The following is a 24,542-nucleotide window of genomic DNA, read 5'->3' on the forward strand; positions in this document are numbered from 1 at the left end:
TAACGTGGAGACGGAGCAAGAATTGCAATACGTTGTCATCGCGCTGGGTCAAGAGCGCTATGGCATTCATATATCCGAAGTCTATGAAATCATTAAGATGCAAGCCATTACGGCGGTTCCCAAGAGTCAGCCTTTTCTCGAGGGCGTCACGAATTTGCGGGGCAAGATTCTGCCGGTCATTAACTTGCGCAGACGGTTTAAGATGGAGCCGGCCGACAACAGCAAGCATACCCGGATCGTCGTGGCCAAGTACAAGGACGAGCTGGTCGGAATCGTGGTGGATGCGGTGGAACAGGTGACCACCTTTACCGAGATTCAGCCGACCTCCGATACGTCCTCGGCGGTCGACCGCCATTTTATGCAGGGGATCGGGCTGGTTCAGGAAGAGATTACGTGCGTGTTAAATATCGAACAAGTATTGGCGGGGTAAGGGGGGAAGACATTGTTTGACCGTAAAGAAATGATGGAGGCATTCCTCTCCGAGGTGAACGAGGAGCTGGAGAAGCTGGAGATCGAGATCTTGGCGCTAGAGACGGCAGGATATACCGACAAGAATATTCAGAGTATCTTCCGGGTAGCCCATACGCTCAAAGGCTCGTCGGCGGCCATGGGATTCAATGAGATGAAGCAGCTGACGCACGAAATGGAGAATGTGCTGGATCAGATCCGTCATGGCAAGCTACCGGTCACGACCGAAGCGGTGAATGTACTGTTCCAATGCTTGGACACGCTCCGGCTGCTGAAGGAAGATATTGAAGCGGATCGGACCTCTCATACTGCAACGGACGCGATCGTCGCCGAGCTGCGTTCCCTCGGGGACGGGGGCCAAGAGAAGCCGGTCGCGGTTCATAACCCGGGAGTTGCCGAAGCAGGCGAGCATCCCTTCGAATGGAACGAAGAGCATGCCGCGGCGTTATTGCAGGCGGAGCTTGACGGCATGGGCGCTTTCCTGTGCCGGGTAATGCTATCCGAACTGTGCGAGATGAAGCAGGTGCGCGGCCATGTCATCGCCGAGCGGCTGAACGCAGGCGGGTTCGTAGTGGCGGTCCACCCGGAGTTGACGGAGAGCATGGAAGCAAGGGAAATCTGCTTCCTGGTCGCCTCGGCTTTTGACGGGGAAGAACTGCAGCGTCAGATCAGTAATCTGATGGACGTGGAGCAGACGCATATCTCGGGCTTTCGGTGCGATATGCTGCGAGCGCAAGAAACGGAATCGGCGCTTGCGCCGATTGTCGAGCAGAGCGCGTCCGCATCGCCCGCGGGCAAAGAGCAGGACGCGAAGCGGCTGAGCCAGACGATTCGCGTGGGCGTGGACCGGATCGAGAACATGATGAATCTCGTCGGCGAACTGGTCATCGACCAGACCCGCATTATCCAGCTGGGGAACCGGCTGCGCGATGCGTATCCGAGCGATGAGAATATCGACGTGCTCGAGCAGGTGGCGAACCACTTCACCCGCGTTATCGGGGAGTTGCAGGAAAGCGTCATGAAGACGAGAATGCTGCCGATCGGCCAGTTGTTCAATCGCTTCCCCCGCATGGTGCGCGATCTGTCGCAAACGCTGCGGAAAGAGATTCATCTTGTAATGGAAGGCGAGGAGACGGAGCTCGACCGGACGGTGATCGAGGAGATCGGCGATCCGCTTATCCATCTGCTGCGCAATGCGATTGACCATGGAATCGAGAGCAAGGAGCAGCGCCTAGCGATGGGCAAGCCGCTTGTCGGCACGGTCCGCATCAGCGCCGCGCATCAGGAGAATCAGGTCGTGCTGACCGTCGAGGACGATGGGGCGGGAATTGATCCGGTACGGATGAAGCAATCGGCGGTACGCAAGGGACTGCTAAGCCAACAGGCGGCTGACGCGCTTACCGATCAGGAGTGCATCGAGCTGGTGTTCCTTCCGGGCTTCTCTACCGCGAGCACGATCAGCGATGTATCCGGCCGCGGCGTCGGGATGGATATCGTGCGCAACCACATTGAGAAGCTGAACGGCCTAATCGATGTACAGACTACGCAGGGGCAAGGCACGACCTTCATCATCAAGCTGCCGCTGACGCTGGCGATTCTAAGAGGGCTGCTGGTGAAATTGAATACGTCGACCTTCGCCCTCCCGATGGGCAGCGTAGTCGAGATTGTCCGTTATGACAAGCGGGATATCTATTCGCTGAAAGGGCAGCCGGTCGTGAAGAATCGCGAGAAGGTCATTCCGCTCCTCTGGCTGCACGATCAATTCCATATTCCAAGAAAACCGCGTACCCGCGATAACGTATTCGTCGTCATCGTCGGGATCGCCGAGAAGCGAATCGGTCTGATTGTCGACGAGTTGATCGGCAATCAGGAGATTGTCGTCAAGTCGACCGGATCCTATATCGGCAAGATAGACGGCGTTTCGGGCGCGACCATTCTAGGGGATGGCAGCGTGGCGCTGATCCTGGATGTAACGGGCATATTCCAACTGGCCGGACAGACCAAACCGGTTTATATCGAAGAAGGCGCATCCTAGCGGAATGCCTGACATAGATCGAACGTTAACGTTTAACCACACAACAGGTAAGCAACAGTTCATACCATCACAGGGGGATACGACATCATGAGTTTCAAAGAAAAGATGGGTCTTAAGTTTATGAAGGAATCCGTGACGTTCCGGAGACTGACGATTGCCGCTGAACATGCCAAACTGATCCACAGCAAGCTGAAGGACGTCGGGCAGTTGAAGCAGATGATCGGCGACGGCGTTCGCGAGCAGGCTGCCACAGCTGAAGCGACAAGCGAACAGTTGGAAGGACTGACGGGGTCTTTCGATAGCGTCCATAAGACATTGGGGAGCTTGAACCAATCAACGGAAGAGACGTCCCATGCGCTGACCGAAATGGTCGCTTCCATTGAGCAGGTGGCCGGCAACAGCGACAGCACGAGCAGATCCGTGGAAGAGATTTCGGCTTCCATCGAAGAGATGGGCAAATCGATCACAGGCGTGTCCGGAACGGCTGACAGCCTAACGGCATCGGCGGAAGAAACTTCGGCAGCCATTCAAGAGATGGCGGCATCCGTCCAGCAAGTCGCGGGCAACTCCGAGAGCACGGCAGCCTCGGTCGAGCAGATCTCCGCTTCCATCGAACAGATGGCCAAATCGATCAGCGGCGTAGCGGCGAATGCCGATAAAATGACCGCATCCGCCGAGCAGACGACCGGAACGGTGAAGGAATTGGTGGAATCCATCCGCCAGGTCGCGGCCAACTCCGAGAGCACGTCGGCATCCGTGGAGGAAATTTCCGCCTCGATCGAGGAGATGGGGCATTCGGTCAGAGGCGTGGCGGGCAATGCCGTCAGCCTCACGGCTTCGACGGAGGAGACGGCAGCCGCGATTCAGGAGATGGTCGCTTCCATTCAACAGGTAGCGGGCAACAGTGCCAGCACGGCCAGTTCGGTGGAGCAAATCTCCGCTTCCATCGAGCAGATGGGCAAGTCGGTCAAAGGCGTAGCCGAGAACGCGGTCAGCCTGACCGGTTCCGCCGAAGAAACGACCGCGGTTGTCGAAGAGCTCGTCGCATCGATTACGCAGGTGGCGGGCAACAGCAAGAGCACGACAGGCTCTGTGGAAGAGATCTCGGCAGCGATCGAGGAGTTGGCTGCTTCCGTCAAAGGCGTGGCGCAGAACGCGGTGAGCTTGAATGGCTCGACCGATGAAACCTCCCATGCCATTCAAGAGATGGTTGCCTCGATCCAGCAAGTCGCGGGCAATGCCGAGAGTACCGCCAGTTCGGTGGAGCAGATCTCCGCCTCTATTGAGCAGATGGGCAAATCGATCGAAGGCGTGGCGCAGAACGCGGTCAGCTTGACGAATTCGGCTTACGAATCGACATCTTCCATGCAGGACCTGGTCGCTTCGATCCAGCAAGTCGCGGGTAATTCGGAGAGCACGGCGAGCTCCGTCGAGCAAATCTCGGCGTCGATCGAACAGATGGGCCGCTCTATTCAAGGGGTAGCCGGCAACGCGGAGCGTCTTCAACGTTCGGCGACCGACACTTCGGCCGCGATCCAAGAGATGGCCGCTTCGATCGAGCAGGTTGCGGGCAATGCGCAGAACGTCAATGTGCTGACCGACCAAGTGCAGGTGGATGCCAGAGAAGGACAACGCGCGGTGACGCAGTCGATCCTGGGCATGAAGGAGATCTCCGAGGTCGTGCAGCAGGCGGCGAGCGTCATGGGGAACCTGGGCAAAAGTTCAGATGAAATCGGCAGCATCATCGAAGTGATCGATGACATCGCCGAACAGACGAATTTGCTCGCGCTCAATGCAGCGATCGAAGCAGCCCGCGCAGGCGAGCATGGCAAAGGTTTTGCCGTCGTCGCCGACGAGGTTCGCAAGCTGGCTGAGCGCAGCGCCAAGGCGACGAAGGAAATCGCTGCGCTCATTAAGGGAATCCAGGGCGAGACGACCAATGCGATCAAAGCGATCGAGACCGGAACCATGAAGGTGGAGCAAGGCAACAAGCTGGCGGAGAACACGGGCAGCGCGATCGAGAAGATCGTCGTCGGGGTTGAAAGCATTACAAGAGAGATCCGCCAGATCACGACGGCAACGACGGAGCAGGCTAAGGGAAGCGAACAGATCGTTCGCGCCATCGGCGAAGTGAGCGGCCAAGCGGACATGGTGACGCTGGCGATGAGAGAGCAAGCCTCCGGCGTCCAAGAAATTATTCAAGGTGTCGGCAATGCGAGAGATCAAGTGAAGCAGGTCACGACAGCCACGCTTCAACAGGCGAAGCAGAGCCAGCAGGTCGTAACGACGGTCGAGAACGTAACGTCTCAAGCCGAGAGGGTGACGCAGGCGATGAAAGAGCAGACGATCGGCGTGCAGGAAATCATTAAAGGCATCGGCAATGCCCGCGAGCAGGTGCGCCAGGTCACTGTCGCGACGGTGGAGCAGGCCAAGCAAAGCCGTGATATCGTGCAAGCGATGGACAATGTGAAGAAGCAATCCGATCTGGTCACGCAGGCGACGAAGGAGCAGACGGAGAACGTCGATTCCGTGCTTCGCGGCATTGTGAATGCGCGGGAACAGGTACGTCAGATCACGGTCGCGATGACCGAGCAGGCGGGTCATGGCCGCACGGTAACCGGTGCCGTCGAGAGTGTGACGAAGCAAGCGGCAATGGTCACGACTGCGGTTCGCGAGCAAGCAAGCGGTATGGAGGAAATTATCCTTGGCATTGCCAATGCGCGTGAGCAGGTGCGTCAGATTACCGTTGCGACCGCTGAGCAAGCCAAGCAAGGGAATGAAATCGTGCGTGCCGTCGACAACGTGACGAAGCAAGCCGTGATGGTGACGCAAGCGACGAAGGAGCAGGCGCTTGGCATCGAAGAGATCGTCAAGGGCGTTGCCAACGCGCGTGAACAAGTTCGTCAGGTGACGTCGTCCATGGTGAGTCAAGCCAAGCAAGGCGTATCCATGACGAGCCAGATGGAACAAGTGACCGAGCAAGCCGCATTAGTCACGCAAGCGGTGAAGGAGCAGGCAATCGGCGTCCAAGAAGTCGTAGCCGGCGTCGTGAATGCGCGAGAGCAGGTACGCCAGATCACGGTCGCGACCAAAGAGTTGGCCAAGCAGAGTTCGGATATTGTCCTTGCAACGAGTCAGGTCACGAAGCAGGCGGCAGCCGTTACGCAGGCGACGAAGGAGCAGGCCGTCGGTGTCCGGGAGATCGTAGCCGGAGTCGTTAACGCTCGCGAGCAAGTGAAGCAAGTCACGTCGGCAACCCGAGAGCAGGTCAAACATGGCCGCGATATCGTCCGGTCGGTTGATCAGATCCGGGCCATGTCCAAGGAGGCTTCGAACGCTGTCCAAGCACAGAGTGCCGCGGTTCAGAAGCTGCACAAGCTCGGTTCGACGAAAGGCGGATCCTCGGATAGCGTGCGCGATATCCAGCGCATGTTGGATCAGATGGCGGAACTGCATGAGACCTCGGGCCAAGTCGTCAAGGCGCTTGACGAGTTCGCGCCGGAACGCATCATCATTTAAGGTGGAGAGGATGCCGCAGACCTTCAGGTTTGCGGCCTCTGCCCCCTGTGGAGGAGAACAATGGCGATTGAACTGAATGAGCATCAAGATACTCGGTTGAAGCAGCTGGCGCAAATGGTGTATGCGCACTGCGGCATGAATTATTTGGACAATCTCCCCATGCTCGCTTCCAAGGTCGAAGGCAGGCTGCAGGAGTTGGGGATATCCCTATGGGAATATACCGAACTGTTGAAGGATCGGCATGCGGCGGAATGGGAGAAGTTCGTCATCGCGGTGACGATCAACGAGACGTATTTTTTCCGAGAGGAGCAGCAACTGCAGGAGCTTGTGGAGCTGGCGCGCGAAGCGCTCGCCGTGAAACCGCATCTCCATATATGGAGCGCGGCTTGCTCGACGGGGGAGGAACCGTACAGCATGGTCATGGCTTTCGACGCTGCGGGCATACCGCTTCATCGCATTACCGTCCATGCTTCCGATATTAACAGCAAGGTGCTCGAGAACGCGAAGCGCGGCCGCTATCACCGCAACTCGCTTTGTTTCCGGCGCACGCCGGAGGTGCTCAAGAACCGTTATTTTACGCTTGAGGACGATTGGTATCAGATTCAGGCAAGAATCCGGGAGCGGGTTCACTTCTATCAGCTTAATCTCCTGGATGCCGGTTCGATTCAGAGGCTGCCTTTCATGGACATGCTATTCTGCAGGAATGTATTAATCTACTTCGATGCGGCGACGATTGCGCGCGTGCTGCACAGCTTCTATGGTCAACTGCATGACGGCGGTTACTTGTTCCTCGGCCATGCGGAGACGATCCGCGGCCAAGAGCTGGATTTTACGGCGATCAACCGTTCGAATACATTCTATTACCGCAAGGCAAGGGGCGTCCTATGAAACAATACGGAGTGCTTATCGTCGACGACTCGGCCTTCATGCGCCGGGCAATCGGTTTGTTGTTCGAGCAGGATCCTCAATTCTATGTCGTCGGCATCGCGCGTAATGGCGAAGAGGCCGTAGAGAAGGCCGCCCGGTTCAAGCCCGACGTCATTACGATGGATATCGAAATGCCCGAGGTGGACGGCATCGCGGCGCTGGAGCAAATCATGCTGCGTACCCCGTGTCCCGTCGTGATGCTGTCGACGCAGACGGGCGAAGGTACGGTCGCTTCGCTCCGGGCGCTGGAGCTGGGTGCCGTCGACTTCTTCTTGAAGTCGACGCTGCTGCAGGACCCGGTGTCGCCGGACCATATCCGGGAGTTCTTGCAGCGGGTGAAGGCGGCGGCATCCGCACGGCTGCCCAATGCCGAGATGAAGCCGGTAAGCCTGCCGCCGAAGCCAGTGCCGTCTGTCAAATCCGGCAGCATCGACCTGGTCGTCATCGGCACGTCGACGGGAGGACCCTCCGCGCTGCAGACGATTCTCCCCCGGTTTCCGGCGGACTTTTCGGCTGCCGTAATCGTCGTGCAGCATATGCCGCCCGGCTTTACGAAGCCGCTAGCCGACCGGTTCGACGGCTTTTGCCAGCTGAGCGTTAAGGAAGCGGAGGAAGGGGATGTGGTGAAGCCGGGCATCATCTATATCGCGCCTGCTGGTTTCCAGACGGTCATTGCGAAAGCGGGAATCGGCCGCTATGTTCTCCATCTGGAGTCCGAGAGCGATAAGCTGTACAAACCTTCCGTCGACGTGACGCTAGCCTCTGCCGCTGTGCACTACGGAGACCGGCTGCTTACGGCCGTACTGACCGGGATGGGCAACGATGGATTAGAAGGGTGCCAAGACGTGAAGGCCAATAAGGGACATGTGCTGGTCGAGGCGGAATGTTCCTGCATCGTATATGGGATGCCGAAGGTGGTCTTCGAGGCAGGTCTTGCAGATCAGCAGGCGGCTCTCCCGCAGATGTATGATTTGATACGATTATATGTATAACCGTTCAACGGGGCTTGCTTGGGATGGTGCGCTTAGTCGCAGCTCTTCCTGGGCAGGCTATATGAAGGTTATGGATAAGGACAAAGGAAGGGATTGCGATGGCACACTCGGATCAGCATGCTTTTATCGGTTACCGGGTACGCAGAGACATATTTACGAGCAAGGGAACGCTTCTGCTGCCTTCAGGAACCGTACTGAAAGCGAAGCATGCCGATCTGCTTCGAGCCAACGGCATTACGCTCGGAACCGACGACGTGACCGATCTGAAGCTTGCGGATGAGACGCAGATTCTCGAGGCCGTCATGGAGATCAAGGAGATCTTCGGCAAGGTACAGGCCGAAGGCAGCTTGCCGATCGATTGGGTCAAGGACCGCGTCCTGCCGAAGGTGATGGATCTGACGAGCCGGCATGCGAATTTGCTGGACATGCTCCGCTTCCTGCACGATAAAGACGAGTACACGTACCGCCATACTTTTGCCGTTGGCGTAATCGCTTCCATGATCGGCCGTTGGCTGGGCATCCGGGGGCAGGAATTAATTCGCCTGTCGATGTCGGCGTCGGTTCATGATATCGGCAAGTCGCTCGTCGCCTCGGAGATCCTCTTGAAGCCGGGGCGGTTGACGGCCGAAGAGTTCGATGCGATGAAAGAGCATGCCAAGATCGGCTACCGGCTGCTGAAGGACGAAGCGGTCGATGAAGTGATTGCGCTTGTGGCGCTGCAGCATCATGAGCGTGAGGATGGCACCGGGTATCCCGATGGGGTCAGAGCGGAGCAGATTCATCTGTTCAGCAAGATCGTCGCGGTCGCCGATGTTTTCCATGCGATGACTTCCAATCGGGTGTACAAAGCGGCGCTCCCTTACTATGAAGTGATGACGCTGATGTGGGAGGGGAAGCTCGGAAGTTTCCAACGGAATATCTTGAATTTGTTCATCAAACACATCATGGAGCTTCATATTGGCAAATCGGTGGTATTAAATGACGGTTCCCCGGGTAAAATTGTATATGTCAGTTCAAGTGCTCCTTTACAACCTCTTGTCAGTCGATACGGCGTACTGATCGACCTGCGGCTGGAACAAGAATTAAACATCAGGGAAATGGTTTGAGAACTACTGACTGGCTTGCGTTCACAATCGTAAGATTGGGAATGCGGCATTCAGCAAAACGGTTCGGTTTGCGTTCGCAATCGAAGGATTGGGGATGCGCATTCAGCAAATGGATTGGCTTGCGCTCGCGATCGTAAGATCGGGGAATTCTGCATACATCCTGGTCTGGAAATTCATTGCGAAAAACCGCCAACTATGCTACGATAGCAGTAATCGAAATTTTGACCTGATTCGCATATTGTAGAAGGTTATTATTTTGTACGAATAACCTTGTCCAATATGTGAATTTTATTTTTTAACAGAAAATAGAATGGTCATGTATAACATTTAACAAGTGGAGGTAATCAACAATGCAACAAGGTACAGTGAAATGGTTCAACGCAGAGAAAGGCTTCGGTTTCATCGAAGTTGAAGGCGGCAACGATGTATTCGTTCACTTCAGCGCAATCACAGGCGAAGGTTTCAAAACCCTCGACGAAGGCCAACGCGTTGAGTTCAACGTTGTTCAAGGCAACCGTGGTCCACAAGCCGAGAACGTTGTAAAACTGTAGTAATTCCTTACTGCGAACCGAACACTGCCCTTGACGCGAGTTGAGGGCAGTTTCTTTTTGACCTCTCACGCCACTTGTATCCATGCGTAAGATAACTGCTCCTACACAAGAGTATCGTTTCTTTCGCCGCTTCTTCTCGCCTTGCCCATGAATTCGACTAAGGAGGGTTCGTTCGATGTATTATTCACGGAAGAAACTTGTCGAAGAAGTACCGATGCAGGATACCGCCATCTGGGCTTGCACCAGCGAAAGCTGTAATGGCTGGATGAGGGATGATTTTGCGTTTGCGGCAGAGCCGACTTGTCCGCAGTGTCAGTCCCCGATGAGAAGTGATATGAAGAATTTGCCCGTATTGGTCAATACGAGCCCCGGGAAGAAACCGGCAGCGGTGCAGGACTCTACGCATCAGCTGAGCTAAGGCGCGATTGACATATTGCGAACCATACGAAGTCCGGTCTGAACGCTCAGGCTGGGCTTTTTTTGTTTGCTCCGAGCGCTTGTCGCCTATTGCAGCCGGCGGCCGGTTTTTTTGTTTCACGGACAGGCATGGTATAATGGCATTTACTTACTTATTGGATTCGTTTGTCTGTCTTAACGCGCTTACGGAAATAGAAGTTTACGTATAAGGTTCGCGCTTATACGTAAGCTTCTATTTCTCCGGAACGAGACGTGAGCCGTCCCTATGGATAGCTCGGCCGTTTCGCGCTAGAGAGCGTCCTTTTTACCAATGCCGCTTGGCATCAGAAATGCTAAACATCAAACGTGTTCTTGCCGCTGATGTAAGGCGATGACCGTTTCCCCCATTATTGCGCAGTATTCGAGGTGAGTGCGGATGCAAGCCATTAACAATCGATATGCTAACCTGCAGAGCGTCCCCGCAGACGTGGCCGAAACACTCTTCCTAGCAACGGACCTGGAACAGGAGGAACGCCGCGTGCTCCTCCGGGTGATCGCTCCCCATTTGCTGCCGATGCGGATCGGGCAGCTTTACCAAGATCTGCTCGGGCTTTCCTCGCTCCGGTATCCTGGAATTCCGCAGCTGTACGATTTCGGCGCGGTGAATGTAATCGACGGGGCTTCTCCGCCTGAGGAACTTTACTTCTGCGCTTATGAATATGTGACGGGGACACCGTTGCTGCAAGCGATGGAAGGCAACGACCCGGCGCAAGTCGTGCCGCTGTTTATCCAAGTCTGCCATATGCTGACCTACTTGCATGGCCGCGGCTATATCCATGGCCATATCGATGCGGACGACTTGGTCGTGCAGCCGTCGGATGAGGGGGAGGTCGTGAAATTCCAAGGCGTTGTCCTGACGGAGGTGCTGGAGAAGGCGCTGTATCCCAAGAGGGGAATACACAGTCTCAATCGCGCGCCGGAATGGTACATCTCTTACACCGATAACGTGAAGACGGATTATTTCGCGCTAGGCGTGCTGCTCTTGCACATGTTGGTTCCGGACAGCCGGGGAAGCGCCGACGTGGCGCAGCGGCTGGAGAAGGAGAAGGCAGGATGGCTGCGGAGCGGCGCTGAGCGCGCATTGCAGATGGTTGCTCTGCTCGACATTGCCCGTAAACTGACCGAGGAAGATCCGGAGGACCGCTATGCGCAGCTGTATGAAGTGGTGCAAGCCATTAATGCCGCCATGGGGACACACTACCCGCTCGTTCGGACAGAGTACGCGGAACGCTTCGTTAACCGGTTTCCCCTGATTGGTGAACAGGACCAGCAGGTGCAGCTGATGGCGAGCCTCGAACGGGCATGGTGCGGACAGCTGCAGCCAAGGGCAGCGCTGATCACGGGGGAAGCGGGGATCGGGAAGAGTCGGATGCTCGAGGAGCTTAGCGCGCACCTGCTTCTGGAACGGACGCTGATCTTCAAGAGCGGGAACGCGGAGACCGACGGGCTGTCCTACGCCGCGATCGTGCCGATCTTGCGGCAATTGACCCAGCAGGCGTCTGCGACAATGCTAGAGCAATATGGCGCCGAGCTCGTGAAGCTGATCCCGGACGAACCGAAGCTGCAAGGCTTCCAGCCGAGTGCGTCGCTGGCAGGCGACAAGGAGCGGATTCGCCTTCGGATCAGATTAACCCACTTTCTGAAAGATATGCTGGGCGGCAAGCGGGCGCTTTTCCTTATTGATGACGCGCATCTGCTGGACCCCCCGACGCTTGAATGGCTCGATTATGTGATGAGCCAGATGGCCTCCCTTCCGTTATTCCTCGTGTTTGCTTACCGCGATCATGACGTACAAGCGGACGCAAGCGAATCGCTGTACTACTTCAGGCGCTGGCAGACCGCCGGTATGGCCGAACTAGTCCGCTTGAGACGGTTCAGTGAGGAAGAAACCGGGCTAATGATCAAATCGCTGCTCGGAATGGACCGTGCGGCGCCCAAGTTCACGCAGCGGATCTATCAGGAGAGCCAAGGGAATCCGGCCTTCATTAAACATATACTGCTTGCGCTCCACATGGAGAAGAAGCTGTACGTGAACGATTTCGGCCGATGGAGCACCGACTTCGACAGCCGGGGCGATTATTCGGTGCTGCCGCTGCCGCTCAGCGTGGATGACGCCATCATGAAGCAGGTTGCATTGCTTGGCCACGCGGGGGCGGAGCTGCTGGATGTCATAGCCGTCTTCCAAGGGGACGTGCCGCTGCCCTTGCTCGAACGATTGAACGATAGCTCTCACACCTCTTGCGGGTTGCAAGAGCTGTTATCGCTGCAACTGATTGAGCGACATGACGCGGAATATGGCGATTGCTTCGGATTTCATTCGAACCTCGTGAAGAAAGCCGTCTACAATCGTCTGCCTGCTTCGCGCAGAACGGTCCTTCACCGGCGATGCGCGGAGGAGCTCGGACATCCTGTCTATGAGGGCGACAACAAGATCCGCCTGGAGCGTCTGCATCATCTGCTGCAGCTGCGGGATTATGCCGCCGCGCTTGCGCTTATTTTCGAAGTGGTCGATTACTTCCTGAACTATTACATGCGGGAACAGGCGCTCCTTTATCTGCAGACGGGACTCTGGGTGGCGGAGGAACTGGGCGATACAGCCGCCAGGATGCGCGCCTTGCATCTGATGGGAGTGGTGTATCTCGGCCAAGGCGACAATGACCGCGCGCTGGAGCGCTTCGAGCAATCGCTGCGGTTCGCGCTGGAACTTGCGGACATCGGCATGGAGGTCGATATCAAATGTCTGATGGCCGATCTGTATTTGCGTAGGAACGAACGGCTGCCGATCGAGACGCTGCTGACGAGCGCGATCGAGCTGTCGCTGGCCGCCGATTATAAGAAAGGGCTCTTGGAGGCGGTGTCGCTCTACATCCGTGTAGCCGATGCCAAGACGTATCAAGAGCGGCTCGCCAGTCTCGAGGAGCGGATAACCCCCGAGGATGAAGCGCGCTATCCGGAGCAGATGGCCAAGCTGTTCAAAGCCAGGGGCATTTTCTTCATGCATCAGACCAAGTACCGGGAGGCCGAGGAGTCCTTCCTGACGAGCGTAGAGCTGTTCCGATCCTTGGACAAGCTCGAGGATTATGCGAATACGTTGACGAATTTGGGCGTTATCGCGGTGTTGCACCACGACGATCTGGCGCTCGCCCGGCAGTACTTCGAGTCGGCCCTCGAGGGGGCGCTGCGTTCCGGCTCGCCGCATGCGGTTACCCATTACAGCAATCTGCTGGAGATTAGCGTAAGCGAGGATAAGTACGGCGAGGCGCTCGAATATTTGAAGCTGGCGGAGACGTTGGCGGTCGAATATGATTTCACGCTGCGGATGATAGGGCTGTCCATCAGCGGCCTTCACCTCTATACGCAGCTTAGCGACTATCAGAAGGCGTACAAATACTTGCAGCGATCGGCGGAACTGACGAGCAGCCAGGGGCCGGATTCGTCTTGGGTGATGCCGGAATTCCATGAGCGCTCTGCTTATTTCTACTATGAGATGGGGGACTTCGATAAGGCGTTGTCCTCCGCGGCCGAAGGGTTGCGGGAGTGCCGGGAGTATCATGAAACGGAGAAAATGTACTGCACGCTGCTGATGTTTCTGGCGGCTTCGCAGCGCGACCGGCAGATCGAATGGGGGCAGCTGGAGCAGTTGCTGCAGACTTTGCGCGGGAGCAAGTATGTGCGAATGTTCCGTTACTTCCTCCATCATTGCGCAGAGTTGCTGCTGGATCTCGGCAAGCCGGCGGAAGCAGGGACGCTGTTGGCGGAAAGCGCCGGCCTCTCGGTTCGGGCAAGCTCCACGCGATTAGAAGCGGAATTGCTTTGGCTCGAGGGCAGGTACGAGAGCGGGCCGCTCGGCATGGCCAAGCTAGAACAGGCGATAGCGGGCTGCAAAGAGGCGTACGCGGAATCCATCGCGTGGAAAGCGCGGATGGCCCTTGGCGTTATCTATGAATCGCTGGGCGAACTGGAGCAGGCGCGCGCAAGTTACGTGCTGGGATTAGATGAATTGTATCAGCTGACGGAGAAGGTGCCGGAGCCGTTGCGGCCTTCCTTCCTCCAAGCGCATGGACGGTATTGGCCGCGCGAGCGGCTGCTTCGGATTGCGGGCCGGATGAAGGAAGGCGATGATGGGGCAGAACGATCACCGCAACAGTTGCCGGTTTCAAGCGGGACGATGGGCGAACGGGATTATTTCGCCGGACTGAAGGAAGCGGTGTGGGCCGAGTCCAGAGAGGATGCCGCCGAGCGGACCCGCCGCGATATGGCCGCGATCGGTTGGCTGCTCAGCAGCCAGAGCGACCGTTATGAGCGGAATCTGCGGGCGATCATAGAGACCGCTTGCGAGTTGACGCAAGCGGACGGCGGCTGTTTCCTCATCCCGAATGAAGATGGCGCCAGCTATAAGCTGGTGGGCGCGGAGGCGATGCCGCAGGAACATATGATGGAGATCGCCAAGGAGCAGCAGCGCGGCTTCTACGCCGCAACGTTATTCGGTGAGCAGCTCGGTTATACGGGGGTTCGACTGCCGCAAGGTATTCGGGCCGTGATGTGCGTGCCGATCTACGGCCAGGGCCGGAGGGAGCATAATATGCAATGGGATAGGCGGGAGAATCATGCGGCTGCGCCGCGGGGATACCTCTATCTGCAGTCCCATTCGGTCCTTCACCGCTTCCAACAGCAGAGCTATACGCAGGTGCGCCAGTTGGCGCAGATGGGGCTCTTGTCGATTGAGAACGATAAGCTTCAGATCGTTTCGTCGATCGATAAGCTGACCGGTACGTATACCCGCAAATATTTCGAGACCGTACAGAAGAACTTGGTGGAAGCGAGTATAAGGGACGGGAGAAACTTTGCCGTTCTGTTGTCGGATATCGACCGGTTCAAGAGCGTGAACGATAATTACGGCCATAAGCGCGGCGACGATATTCTGCGCGAGGTCGGCAGGCTGTTCCGCGAAAGCGTGCGGGAAGATGATATATGCTGCCGCTACGGCGGAGAAGAGTTTATCTTCCTGCTCCCCGATACGACAGCGGACGAAGCGCTGGAAGTAGCGCAGCGGATTCGGGCGAATGTGGAGGAGGCGAAGCTGCTGGGATCGGCAGCCCCGCTTACGGTCAGTGTCGGAGCGGCGTCCTACCCGGCGCAAGGCATGCACTGGGAGGAGCTGAAGGAGCGTGCCGACCAGGCGCTGTATCATGCGAAGGAGAGCGGGCGGAACCGGGTCAGCATCTGGGATCAATCGATGCGGACGGCGGTGAAGCGGGTCGATAAGCTTGCGGGTATCGTTACCGGCAACCTCGCCGTGGATCAGCGCAATGTGCTCGCCTTGCTCGAGTTTATTCAGCTGCTGAATGAACCGCTCAACTTGGAGGAGACGATCTACCGCATGCTCGGCCGGATAATGGACATTCTCGAAGCCGATATGAGTCTGGTCGTGATCGGCAGCGGAGAAGAGCGCGAGCAGAGTGAGCGCGTCTATGCTCGGAGTCGGGATAAGGACGGTTGGCTGGAGCGGCCGAAGTATAACCGGGCGCTAGCGGATCAAGTCAGAAGGACGCAGACCGGCGTTTATTTGATCGACTGGGAGTTGTCGTATGAGCATGCGGCGAGCGAAGAACCGGTCTGGCATTCGGTCATGCTGGTACCGCTTCTCCGATCCGGACAAGCGCAAGGCGTGCTCTATCTCTCCTCCCCGATCAGGGCCAAGGAGTACGGCTATAAGGACTTTAACTATTTTCACAAGCTGGGGGACTTGGTTGCCGCAGCGCTGGGCAGCAAGCCGAACAAGTAACCGTTGAAGACGCTGCCTGATGACAGCGTCTTTTCTTTGTCCTCGCGAAGGAACGGCCTGTTTCGGCTTCCGGGATTTGGGGTAATAACAAGATTGAAATACATTAATTACCAATAAATACATATTAGCGGTCGAAACGATGGCGTAATAGGGAGATGTGTGTCAGGTTTAAGGCATGTCTGCCGAGAATTCGGATTGCGCCTCGGTCCCCATCAGGCAGGGAGGTGCGGAAGTCTAGTTGCTCCTAGGGATTATGTACTAGCCAAAAGCGAGATATATCAAGCTGATTCGACATTTCTTCAACTTTCGCCAACGATTGACTTCGATTGTGCCCATATTCGGAAATGTGACAGCAGCATCCCATAATCCATCTTTTAAATAAAGCGCTTTCACGAAATACACTAACATAATTGGAAGAATGGGGGATTTAATGTTCGGGTTTTTCGAGATATTAAACGTCGTTAAATGTTAATATATTTAACGTATTCAGATGAAAATAACATTTTTTAATAAGGATATTGTAAAAATTTCACTATCTATTTATAATTTTTAATGTAATAATCATATTTATTAAAATCCGTGGAGGTGCTAGGGGATCTGGGTGTTAGATATAATTACATATAAGTGCGAGTGAGTGACATGTCTGGCACGGTCGTTACTGGAAGTTGAGTTATGTTTTGAAAAGTCTTTCTATTCAAACTAATGAGACAGTAGAGGGAGTGGGACGATGAAGAAGCCGAACAAGGTGACCATTTGCTTGACGATCATGGCACTTGCCGGAACGTTGCTGGCCGGTTGCAGCGGAAACAACAATAACGGCGGCAACACGACGACGAACACCACGGAGCCAGCGAACACGACAACGAACACGCCAACTACGGAAGACACCACCGCGCCTGACCCCAATACGCCTGTAGACGGCGGTAACCTCGTGATCAGTTCATTCTCGGATATTATATCGGTCAACCCGATCTACGTTTCCGATACCGCATCCGGCGATATCGGCTCATTCCTCTATGCGAACTTGTACGATTACAATCGCGGCGGCGACATTGTGGCCGAGCCGTGGTCCTTGGCAGCGGAACTGCCTGCCGTCAGCGAAGATGGCCTGACGTACACCATCAAATTGAAAGTCGAAGCGAAGTGGAACGACGGCACGCCGGTAACGGCGGACGACGTGATCTTCACTTTTGATACGATTCGCAATCCTGAGTCCGCTTCCCCGGGCATCAGCAGCTACGACAAGATCGACACGATGACGAAGATCGACGCGCAGACCGTCGCGATCAAGCTGAAACAAATCTACTCGCCGTTCCTGTACTCGCTTCCGGTAGCTATCGCCCCTGCGCATGTGCTGAAGGACGTGCCGCTTCCGGAGCTGCAGAAGAACCCGTACGGTTCCGACCCGGCCAAGACGGTTACGAACGGTCCTTGGAAATGGACGGAGTGGAAGAACGGCCAATACATTACGCTTGATGCCGATCCGAACTACTGGGGCTCGAAGAAGCCGCATATCCAGAAGATTACGTACAAAATCTACGCGGACCAGAACACGGAAATCCAGGCGCTTATCAAAGGCGACGTTGACCTGACGCAAGCCGTGCCGCTGCCGATGCTCGAGACGGTCAAGGCGAATGAAGGCCTCAATGTCATTCTCGCGCCAGGGCCGCAGTACGAATACTTGGCATTCAACTTCAAGGACGATAACTTCGCGAGCAAAGTATCGCCGTTCAAAGGAATGAAGACGCGTCAAGCGGTCGCTTATGCGATCAACCGCCAAGGCATGGTCGACAATATTCTCAAAGGAACGGGCACGCCGCTTAACGCGCCATTCCTGCCAGGCACGTGGGCTGACCCGGGTGACGCGGCGACGGCATACAACTATGACGCCGAGAAAGCCAAAGCGCTCCTCGCCGAAGACGGTTGGGTGGCAGGCTCCGACGGGATCTTGGCGAAGGATGGCGTGAAGTTCTCCTTCGAGCTGCAGTACAACGCCGGCAACAGCCGACGCGAGCAAGTCGCTGCCGTCATTCAACAGAACCTGAAGGATGTAGGCATCGAAGTGAAGACGAAGGCGATCGACTTCGCGGCATGGATCGATCAGAACGTTACGCCGGGCAAATTCGAAGCGATTCTGCTCTCCTGGTCGCTGAACAGCCCGGATCCGTCCAGCAACGAGAGCATCTTCTCCTCCGCGTACTTCCCGCCTGCCGGTCAGAACGTAGGCTGGTACAAGAACGAGAAGCTCGACAAGCTGTGGATCGACGGTTACTCGACGGCGGATCAAGCGAAGCGCAAAGAAATCTACGCCGAAGCCGGCAAAGAAATCTCGACGGATCTTCCTTACGTGTTCCTCTATCAATACGGTCTGCCGGAAGCGCATAAGAAGACGATCAAGTATGCGGAAGAAGATCGTCCTGAATCCTCGCTCGCATACGGTTACTTCTTCCATGCCATCAACTGGTGGATCGCCGCGGAATAATCGTATACAGCCATCATCATGAACTGACCGAGGGGAAGGTCCCATAGGCCCTTCCCCTTTCATATTGAGAAGGAGGAAGCATAATGACCGAGTATCTGATCCGCCGTACGCTGCAATCGATTCTAGTAATGCTGCTTATCACGGTCGTCACGTTCATTCTCATTCATGCGGCTCCCGGCGGTCCGAAGCAAATTTACTTGTCGCCGAACCTTTCGCCGGAAGCGGCAGAGCGGCAAGCGGCTAACCTCGGTCTGGACCGTCCGCTGCCGGTGCAGTATTTTGATTGGCTGGGTGATTTGCTGCGGGGCGATCTGGGCTATACCTTCAAGAACAATCTGCCTGTCGGAGACTTAATATGGCCGACGGTCGGCAATACGATGATCCTGATGGGCGCCGCCTGGCTGCTGTCCCTGATCATTGCAATCCCATGGGGGATTTACAACAGTACGAGAGAGTATGGGTTCTCCGACCAGACGGCTTCGTTTATCGCCTATGTCGGGTTTGCTATGCCATCCTTCTGGTTCGGCATCATTTTGCAGGAGCTGTTCGCGCTCAAATGGGACCTGCTGCCGTTGTCAGACATGTGGTCGATGGGGAAAGAAGGCGACATTGGAGATTTGCTTATGCATATGGTGCTCCCTGTATCGGTGCTGACGCTTGGCTTCCTGGCGGGTTATGTCAAATATGCGCGATCAAGCATGCTAGAGGTGCTGGATCAGGATTATATCCGCACCGCGCGAGCCAAAGGTCTTGGAGAGAGAAGAGTTGTATTCCGCCATGCGCTTCGCAATGCGCTGATTCCGGTCATTACCGTATTGGGGCTGGACCTGCCGATTCTCGTCGCGGGCGCCGCGTTGACCGAGAACGTGTTCAACTGGCCGGGCATGGGACGAATGTTCGTTCAGATGGCTACGCAGCGCGAATACTCCGTGCTGATGGCCACTACGATCCTGATTGCGTTCTTCGTTATTATCGGGAACCTGATTGCGGACATTCTGTACGCGGTCGTCGATCCGAGAGTGAAGCTAGGGCGTAAGGGGGGTGCCAGCGCATGAGTGATACGGCAGCGCCAGTTACGGTCAAAGGCGTTAAGCGGGCGGTCAGCGAACGTCCGCCGGGGCTCTGGAAGACCGGGTGGAAGAAGTTCTCCCGCAATCCGTTCGCGATGGCGGGATTGGTCATTGTAACCCTATTCGTCCTAAGCGCCGTAGGCGCGAGATGGATTGCGCCGTACGACCCCGCGCAGATCGATATGATGTTCCCGAATTTGCCCGCCGGCAGCGAGGGCCATCTTTTGGGGACGGATGAGCTCGGGCGCGATATTTTCTCCCGTCTGATCTACAGCAGTCAGATCTCGCTGCTCGTCGGCTTCAGCGTTGCCATTGTCGCTGTCGTCATTGGCACATTCATCGGCGCGGTCTCCGGCTATTTTGGAGGTTGGGTCGATACGATCTTCATGCGTTTCGTCGATGTGATGAACGCGATTCCGCTCTTATTTTTGAATATTCTTATCCTGACCATATTCGGATCGAAGTTCTGGTACATGATTCTGATTCTCGGATTCACCGGGTGGATGGGCGTTGCCCGTCTCGTGCGGGGCACCTTCCTGCAGCTGCGCGAGATGCAATACGTCGAAGCGGCGCGCGCGATCGGGGTATCCGATTGGGGCATCATCATCCGCCACCTGCTGCGCAATGCTTCGGCTCCGATAATCGTCAATGCGACGTTGATGGTTGGCGGGGCAATCTTGAGCGAATCCGCGTTGTCGTACCTCGGCCTAGGCGTTCAGCCGCCGGATACGAGCTGGGGATTGATGCTGTCGAACTCGCGGGAGTTCATGCTGGTGGATCCGATCCAGGCGGTCTACCCGGGGTTATGCATCCTGATTGTCGTGCTTTCGGTTAACTTCATTGGCGATGGCTTGCGCGACGCGCTGGATCCGCGCAAGAAGGCGTTCAAACCGCGGAAGGGGTTGGGCAAATGACGCAGAATCTGCTTGAAGTCCGCAATCTGACCACCGGTTTCCATACGGAGCGCGGTTTCGTGAAGGCGACGGACCGCGTCTCGCTCGCCATCCAGGAAGGACAGACGCTCTGCATCGTGGGCGAATCGGGCAGCGGCAAGAGCGTCACGTCGCTTGCGATTATGCGGCTCATCGACTATGCCGGCGGCTTCATCGAGAGCGGCGAGGTGTTGTTCAAGGGCGATAATCTGGCTGCGAAGAAACAGACGGATATGATGCGAATCCGCGGCAGCAAGATGTCGATGATCTTCCAGGATCCGATGTCGGCGCTCAATCCGGTCTTCTCGGTCGGCGATCAGATCGCCGAGACGCTCCGAATCCATAAGCATATGAGCGACAAGGCCGCTTGGAACAAAGCGGTCGAGATGCTGCGGCTAGTCGGCATTCCAAGCCCGGAGATTCGTGCCCGGCAGTACCCGCACGAGATGTCCGGCGGGATGTGCCAACGCGTCGTTATTGCGATGGCGTTGGCGTGCGACCCGGAATTGCTGATCGCCGACGAGCCGACCACGGCGCTCGACGTTACCGTGCAAGCGCAGATCCTTGATCTGCTGGCGAAGCTCAAGCGCGAGCTGAACACCTCCATTCTGCTTATCACGCACGACATGGGCGTAGCGGCCGAGATCGCCGACCGGATTGCAGTTATGTACGCCGGCGCGATCGTCGAAGAGGGAGCGGTGGACGAAGTGTTCGAGCAGCCGCGTCATCCGTATACGATCGGATTGCTTCGTTCCATCCCGGGGATCGAAGGCGAGCGGGGCGGAGAGCTCTATACCATTAAAGGCAGCATCCCGAGCATTAACGAACTGCCTTCCGGCTGCCGGTTCCATCCTCGCTGCCCGCATGTGATGGAGCGCTGCCTGCGCGAAGAGCCGCCGCTTATGGCGGATGAACGCGGACACCGCGCCGCATGCTGGCTGGACGAAGTTCCGAAAGAGGGGGCGTAAGCGATGAGCGTCATGACAACGGAGAAGTTCCTAGTGGAAGCGCGCCACGTAAAAAAGTATTTTCCGATCCGAAGCGGTTTGCTTAGCCGGGTGACCGGGAATGTGAAGGCGGTCGACGACGTATCGTTCGGCATTCGCGAAGGGGAGACGTTCGGATTGGTAGGCGAATCCGGCTGCGGCAAGTCGACATTGGGCCGCGTGATGCTCAATCTGAAGGGAGCGACCGGAGGCGAGGTGCTGTTCCAAGGTCAGAACATCCATGCTGCGGGCAGCAGAGAGCTGCGTCAGCTGCGACAGGAGATGCAGATTATTTTCCAGGACCCGATGGGTTCCTTGAATCCCCGATTTCTGGTCAGCGACTTGATCGGCGAACCGCTGCGGCTCCATCGACGCATGAGCGCCAAGCAGATCGATGACCGGGTATGCGAGCTGATGGAGCTCGTCGGCCTCGACGTCTCGCGGCGCAACCGGTATCCGCACGAGTTCTCGGGTGGCCAGCGCCAGCGGATCGGCATTGCAAGGGCGCTCGCGCTTGAGCCGAAGTTCATCGTGGCGGACGAAGCCGTATCGGCGCTCGACGTATCCGTCCAATCTCAGGTGCTCAACCTGATGATGAAGTTGCAAAAGGACTTGGGGCTGACTTATCTGTTCATCGCGCACGGCCTTAATGTGGTGCGGCATATTTCGAGCCGGGTCGGGGTCATGTATCTGGGCAAAATAGTCGAGGTATCGCCAACCGACGGGTTGTTCGCCAAACCGCTCCATCCGTATACGGCGGTCCTGATGTCGGCGATACCGACGCCGACGCCGGGCCGCAAGCGAGAGCGGATCATCCTGCAGGGAGACGTACCTTCCCCCGCGAATCCGCCGTCGGGCTGCCGCTTCCATACGCGCTGCCCGTTCGTCCAAGCGCGCTGCCGCTCCGAAGAGCCGCTGCTTCGGACGCTCGAAGGCGACCGGCAGGTGGCATGCCATTATCCGCTCATATAAGCGTTTGAAGCAAGAAGCAGGCAAGGCGAGTGATCGCTTTGCCTGCTTTTTTTGACGTGGGGGCATATGGATTAACCCGTCAGCGGATCGAAGGTGGACATATTCGCGATGCGATGGCAGATCAGATAGAGCGCGACATAGATGGGCAGCGAATACAGCTGATTCCAATGAAGCGGCACGTAGAAGCCGAGCCATTGGAAGAGCGTTTCGCCGCCGAATGCCGTTAAGACCGCGAATACGATGCCTTTCAACCAAGGTAATCCGCGAGGCTTAATTTGCAGGACGAACATAACGGTCACCGGAAGCAGGCAGAAATCCCATGGAACGTAGGATGGGATGGTCGGCAGCAGCTTGCCGGTATAGAACCACGACCCTGCTATAATACCGAGAAAATCAAGCCAGGAGGAGATGATCAGCATCGTGAAGCCAGCCAAGAGTAATCTTGCTTGGCTTTCTCTTCTTCGGAACATGATCCACAGCAGCCAGGGGAGAACGGCTAATGCGAGCGATAACCAGAAGTCCCAATGCCATAGGGTGTGCTCGAACCAATAGTGGGCAAAATCCCGATTCGTATCGGATATGCGCTTATGGAATTCCCCCGATATCTCGATGTTCTCCTGGGATTGAACCGTGTCCATCTGCTGCACTCCTTAGTCCCATATCCTCCTTAGTATGGGCGGGGTTAGAGTGAAATATGTTGCAGCCGGGCATCCGAGGGCTAACGCTGCATTATGGCATCTCCTCAGCCGGTTGTACGGAGCCGGACGGCCGCAGCGATGACGTGGAGCTGGCGCGCGCGAATGCGAGCACGCTGACGAGTCCCAAGAGGAGCATGCCCGCACCGGCCAACAGGGCAGGCGTGATATGCGTGCCGAAGTCTGCTGCCGACTGGATGGGATCGCCGATTTCCAAAATGAGCCCGCTGATCGCAATGCCGAACACGCCGCCCAGCTCACGCGAGGCGTTATTGATACCGCTGGCTTCGCCGGCTGACGTCTCGGGCACCGAGGAGAGCACGCCATGCGACAGCGGCGTGAAGCTAAGTCCCATGCCGGTACCGGCCAGCATCATGAGCGGCGCTTGGTAGAGGAAGGGGAAATCGACGCCTTGCGCGATAATCAGCCATGCGAACCCGACTAGCGCCACGGCCTGGAACAACAGGCCGAGCGACAGCAGCTTGCGGTTGCCGAATTTGTTGACGGCGAATCCGGCCAGAGGAGCGAATAGCATCGTGCACCCCGTCCAAGCCATCGTCCGTACGCCGGCCTCGAGCGCGGAGTACCCCTGTCCCTGCTGCAGGAATAGCGTCAGCAGGAAGATGGCGCCGAATATGCCGGCATTCATCCAGAAGCCTGCGAAAATATAGGCGGAATAACGGCCGCTGCGGAACATATCGAACTGGACGAATGGCTGCTTGCGGGTGCGTTCCCATAGATAGAAGAAGAGCAACAGCAGCAATCCGCCTGCGAGGCAGCTGACCACGAGCGCGGAACCCCAGCCTTCTTCGTTCCCCTGCTCTAAACCGTAGACGATACCGAACAGGCCGGAGGCGAGCAGCAGAATGCCGAGCGGATCCATGGGCTTGCGTCTTCCCTTGGATTCCGTAAGCCAGAAGCAGCCGAGTATGAAGGCGAACAGGCCGACGGGGACATTCACCCAGAAGATGAGCTGCCACGGGGCGCCTTCCACGATGAGTCCGCCGATCAGCGGTCCGATGGACAGACCGAGGCCGGAGATGCCGGACCAGATGCCGAGTGCGGCCGCCCGCATGTTGGCGGGGAATGCGGCGTTCACGAGCGTTAAGCTGAGCGGGACGACCGCCGCGCCGCCAATGCCTTGCAAGGCGCGGGAGAGAATGAGCTGGATCGAGCTTTCGCTTAAGCCGGAGAAGGCGGAACCGAGTGTGAAGAGGACTACGCCGGTCAGGAACATTCGTTTGCGGCCGAGTCGTTCGCCAAGAACGCTGAACGGGATGAGCAAGACAGCGAAAGCGAGCGTGTACGCGTTCATGAACCATTGCAGATCGGTCAGACTGGCATCGAACGATTGCTGAATGGAGGGCAGAGCGACGCCGAGCACCAAATTGTCGAGCATCGCCATGAAGAGCGCCGCGCAGGTGATGACCATGAGTCGAATACGTGAAGCGGTGAACATAAAATCAACTCCTTCATTTTAGTTTTATTTATTAATAAATAAATAAGGGGCGTATAAAGCCCGTGAAGCCGCAAGGTAAGGTTAATATTAATTTATTTATCACTTAA

General features: G+C 56.5%; 16 protein-coding genes. 14 read left to right on the plus strand and 2 right to left on the minus strand.

The window, feature by feature from the left end; all coding sequences use genetic code 11:
• Positions 1–4 precede the first annotated feature (4 nt).
• The 14 genes from FHS18_RS26275 to FHS18_RS26340 all read left to right on the plus strand — a co-directional run bounded on the left by FHS18_RS26275 (position 5) and on the right by FHS18_RS26340 (position 22,281).
• Positions 5–430 (plus strand): chemotaxis protein CheW, encoded by a 426-nt coding sequence (locus FHS18_RS26275; RefSeq protein WP_343060684.1) that lies wholly within the window; start codon positions 5–7, stop codon positions 428–430.
• 12 nt (positions 431–442) lie between these two features.
• Complete coding sequence (locus tag FHS18_RS26280; RefSeq protein ID WP_246427918.1) at positions 443–2,503, plus strand: chemotaxis protein CheA; 2,061 nt, start codon at positions 443–445, stop codon at positions 2,501–2,503.
• Positions 2,504–2,590: 87 nt separating this feature from the next.
• Positions 2,591–6,022, plus strand: coding sequence for a methyl-accepting chemotaxis protein (locus tag FHS18_RS26285; protein ID WP_183603355.1), 3,432 nt, complete (start codon positions 2,591–2,593; stop codon positions 6,020–6,022).
• A 60-nt stretch (positions 6,023–6,082) separates the two neighbouring features.
• Positions 6,083–6,910, plus strand: coding sequence for a CheR family methyltransferase (locus FHS18_RS26290; protein ID WP_246427919.1), 828 nt, complete (start codon positions 6,083–6,085; stop codon positions 6,908–6,910).
• On the plus strand, positions 6,907–7,941 hold the full coding sequence (locus FHS18_RS26295) for a protein-glutamate methylesterase/protein-glutamine glutaminase (protein ID WP_183603356.1): 1,035 nt from the start codon (positions 6,907–6,909) through the stop codon (positions 7,939–7,941). Before FHS18_RS26290 ends, FHS18_RS26295 begins: the two co-directional genes overlap by 4 nt.
• A 98-nt stretch (positions 7,942–8,039) precedes the next feature.
• On the plus strand, positions 8,040–9,047 hold the full coding sequence (locus FHS18_RS26300; RefSeq protein WP_183603357.1) for an HD-GYP domain-containing protein: 1,008 nt from the start codon (positions 8,040–8,042) through the stop codon (positions 9,045–9,047).
• Positions 9,048–9,397: 350 nt separating this feature from the next.
• The gene (locus FHS18_RS26305; protein ID WP_183603358.1) at positions 9,398–9,598 is read left to right on the plus strand and encodes a cold-shock protein; all 201 of its coding nucleotides are present in this window, start codon (positions 9,398–9,400) and stop codon (positions 9,596–9,598) included.
• 175 nt (positions 9,599–9,773) lie between these two features.
• Complete coding sequence (locus FHS18_RS26310; RefSeq protein WP_183603359.1) at positions 9,774–10,016, plus strand: cold-shock protein; 243 nt, start codon at positions 9,774–9,776, stop codon at positions 10,014–10,016.
• Positions 10,017–10,430: 414 nt separating this feature from the next.
• Positions 10,431–15,839 (plus strand): diguanylate cyclase, encoded by a 5,409-nt coding sequence (locus FHS18_RS26315; RefSeq protein ID WP_183603360.1) that lies wholly within the window; start codon positions 10,431–10,433, stop codon positions 15,837–15,839.
• Between the two features lie 727 nt (positions 15,840–16,566).
• Entirely contained in the window at positions 16,567–18,321 is a 1,755-nt protein-coding gene (locus FHS18_RS26320) for an ABC transporter substrate-binding protein (RefSeq protein WP_183603361.1), read from the plus strand.
• 83 nt (positions 18,322–18,404) lie between these two features.
• On the plus strand, positions 18,405–19,376 hold the full coding sequence (locus tag FHS18_RS26325) for an ABC transporter permease (RefSeq protein ID WP_183603362.1): 972 nt from the start codon (positions 18,405–18,407) through the stop codon (positions 19,374–19,376).
• Positions 19,373–20,305: an ABC transporter permease gene (locus FHS18_RS26330; RefSeq protein ID WP_183603363.1), complete on the plus strand. Its 933-nt coding sequence runs from the start codon at positions 19,373–19,375 to the stop codon at positions 20,303–20,305. Before FHS18_RS26325 ends, FHS18_RS26330 begins: the two co-directional genes overlap by 4 nt.
• Positions 20,302–21,291 carry an ABC transporter ATP-binding protein gene (locus FHS18_RS26335; protein ID WP_183603364.1) on the plus strand — a complete coding sequence of 330 codons (990 nt, stop codon included), beginning with the start codon at positions 20,302–20,304 and terminating at the stop codon, positions 21,289–21,291. The genes FHS18_RS26330 and FHS18_RS26335 overlap by 4 nt, the downstream gene beginning before the upstream one ends.
• Before the next feature lie 3 nt (positions 21,292–21,294).
• Complete coding sequence (locus tag FHS18_RS26340; protein ID WP_409348571.1) at positions 21,295–22,281, plus strand: ABC transporter ATP-binding protein; 987 nt, start codon at positions 21,295–21,297, stop codon at positions 22,279–22,281.
• Positions 22,282–22,352: 71 nt separating this feature from the next.
• Here the strand turns inward: FHS18_RS26340 and FHS18_RS26345 are convergent, their stop codons facing one another.
• Complete coding sequence (locus FHS18_RS26345; protein WP_183603365.1) at positions 22,353–22,919, minus strand: CBO0543 family protein; 567 nt, start codon at positions 22,917–22,919, stop codon at positions 22,353–22,355.
• A 91-nt stretch (positions 22,920–23,010) separates the two neighbouring features.
• Complete coding sequence (locus tag FHS18_RS26350) at positions 23,011–24,435, minus strand: MFS transporter (protein WP_183603366.1); 1,425 nt, start codon at positions 24,433–24,435, stop codon at positions 23,011–23,013.
• Positions 24,436–24,542 lie beyond the last annotated feature (107 nt).

The sequence above is a fragment of the Paenibacillus phyllosphaerae genome (assembly GCF_014192105.1).
GTDB lineage: Bacteria > Bacillota > Bacilli > Paenibacillales > Paenibacillaceae > Paenibacillus_Z > Paenibacillus_Z phyllosphaerae.

What these genes read in the sequence shown, in the direction of transcription:
- FHS18_RS26285 (WP_183603355.1), top strand. Translation starts at nt 2,591, where the DNA reads ATGAGTTTCAAAGAAAAGATGGGTCTTAAGTTTATGAAGGAATCCGTG.
- FHS18_RS26290 (WP_246427919.1), top strand. Translation starts at nt 6,083, where the DNA reads ATGGCGATTGAACTGAATGAGCATCAAGATACTCGGTTGAAGCAGCTG.
- FHS18_RS26295 (WP_183603356.1), top strand. Translation starts at nt 6,907, where the DNA reads ATGAAACAATACGGAGTGCTTATCGTCGACGACTCGGCCTTCATGCGC.
- FHS18_RS26300 (WP_183603357.1), top strand. Translation starts at nt 8,040, where the DNA reads ATGGCACACTCGGATCAGCATGCTTTTATCGGTTACCGGGTACGCAGA.
- FHS18_RS26305 (WP_183603358.1), top strand. Translation starts at nt 9,398, where the DNA reads ATGCAACAAGGTACAGTGAAATGGTTCAACGCAGAGAAAGGCTTCGGT.
- FHS18_RS26310 (WP_183603359.1), top strand. Translation starts at nt 9,774, where the DNA reads ATGTATTATTCACGGAAGAAACTTGTCGAAGAAGTACCGATGCAGGAT.
- FHS18_RS26315 (WP_183603360.1), top strand. Translation starts at nt 10,431, where the DNA reads ATGCAAGCCATTAACAATCGATATGCTAACCTGCAGAGCGTCCCCGCA.
- FHS18_RS26320 (WP_183603361.1), top strand. Translation starts at nt 16,567, where the DNA reads ATGAAGAAGCCGAACAAGGTGACCATTTGCTTGACGATCATGGCACTT.
- FHS18_RS26325 (WP_183603362.1), top strand. Translation starts at nt 18,405, where the DNA reads ATGACCGAGTATCTGATCCGCCGTACGCTGCAATCGATTCTAGTAATG.
- FHS18_RS26330 (WP_183603363.1), top strand. Translation starts at nt 19,373, where the DNA reads ATGAGTGATACGGCAGCGCCAGTTACGGTCAAAGGCGTTAAGCGGGCG.
- FHS18_RS26335 (WP_183603364.1), top strand. Translation starts at nt 20,302, where the DNA reads ATGACGCAGAATCTGCTTGAAGTCCGCAATCTGACCACCGGTTTCCAT.
- FHS18_RS26340 (WP_409348571.1), top strand. Translation starts at nt 21,295, where the DNA reads ATGAGCGTCATGACAACGGAGAAGTTCCTAGTGGAAGCGCGCCACGTA.
- FHS18_RS26345 (WP_183603365.1), bottom strand. Translation starts at nt 22,919, where the DNA reads ATGGACACGGTTCAATCCCAGGAGAACATCGAGATATCGGGGGAATTC.
- FHS18_RS26350 (WP_183603366.1), bottom strand. Translation starts at nt 24,435, where the DNA reads ATGTTCACCGCTTCACGTATTCGACTCATGGTCATCACCTGCGCGGCG.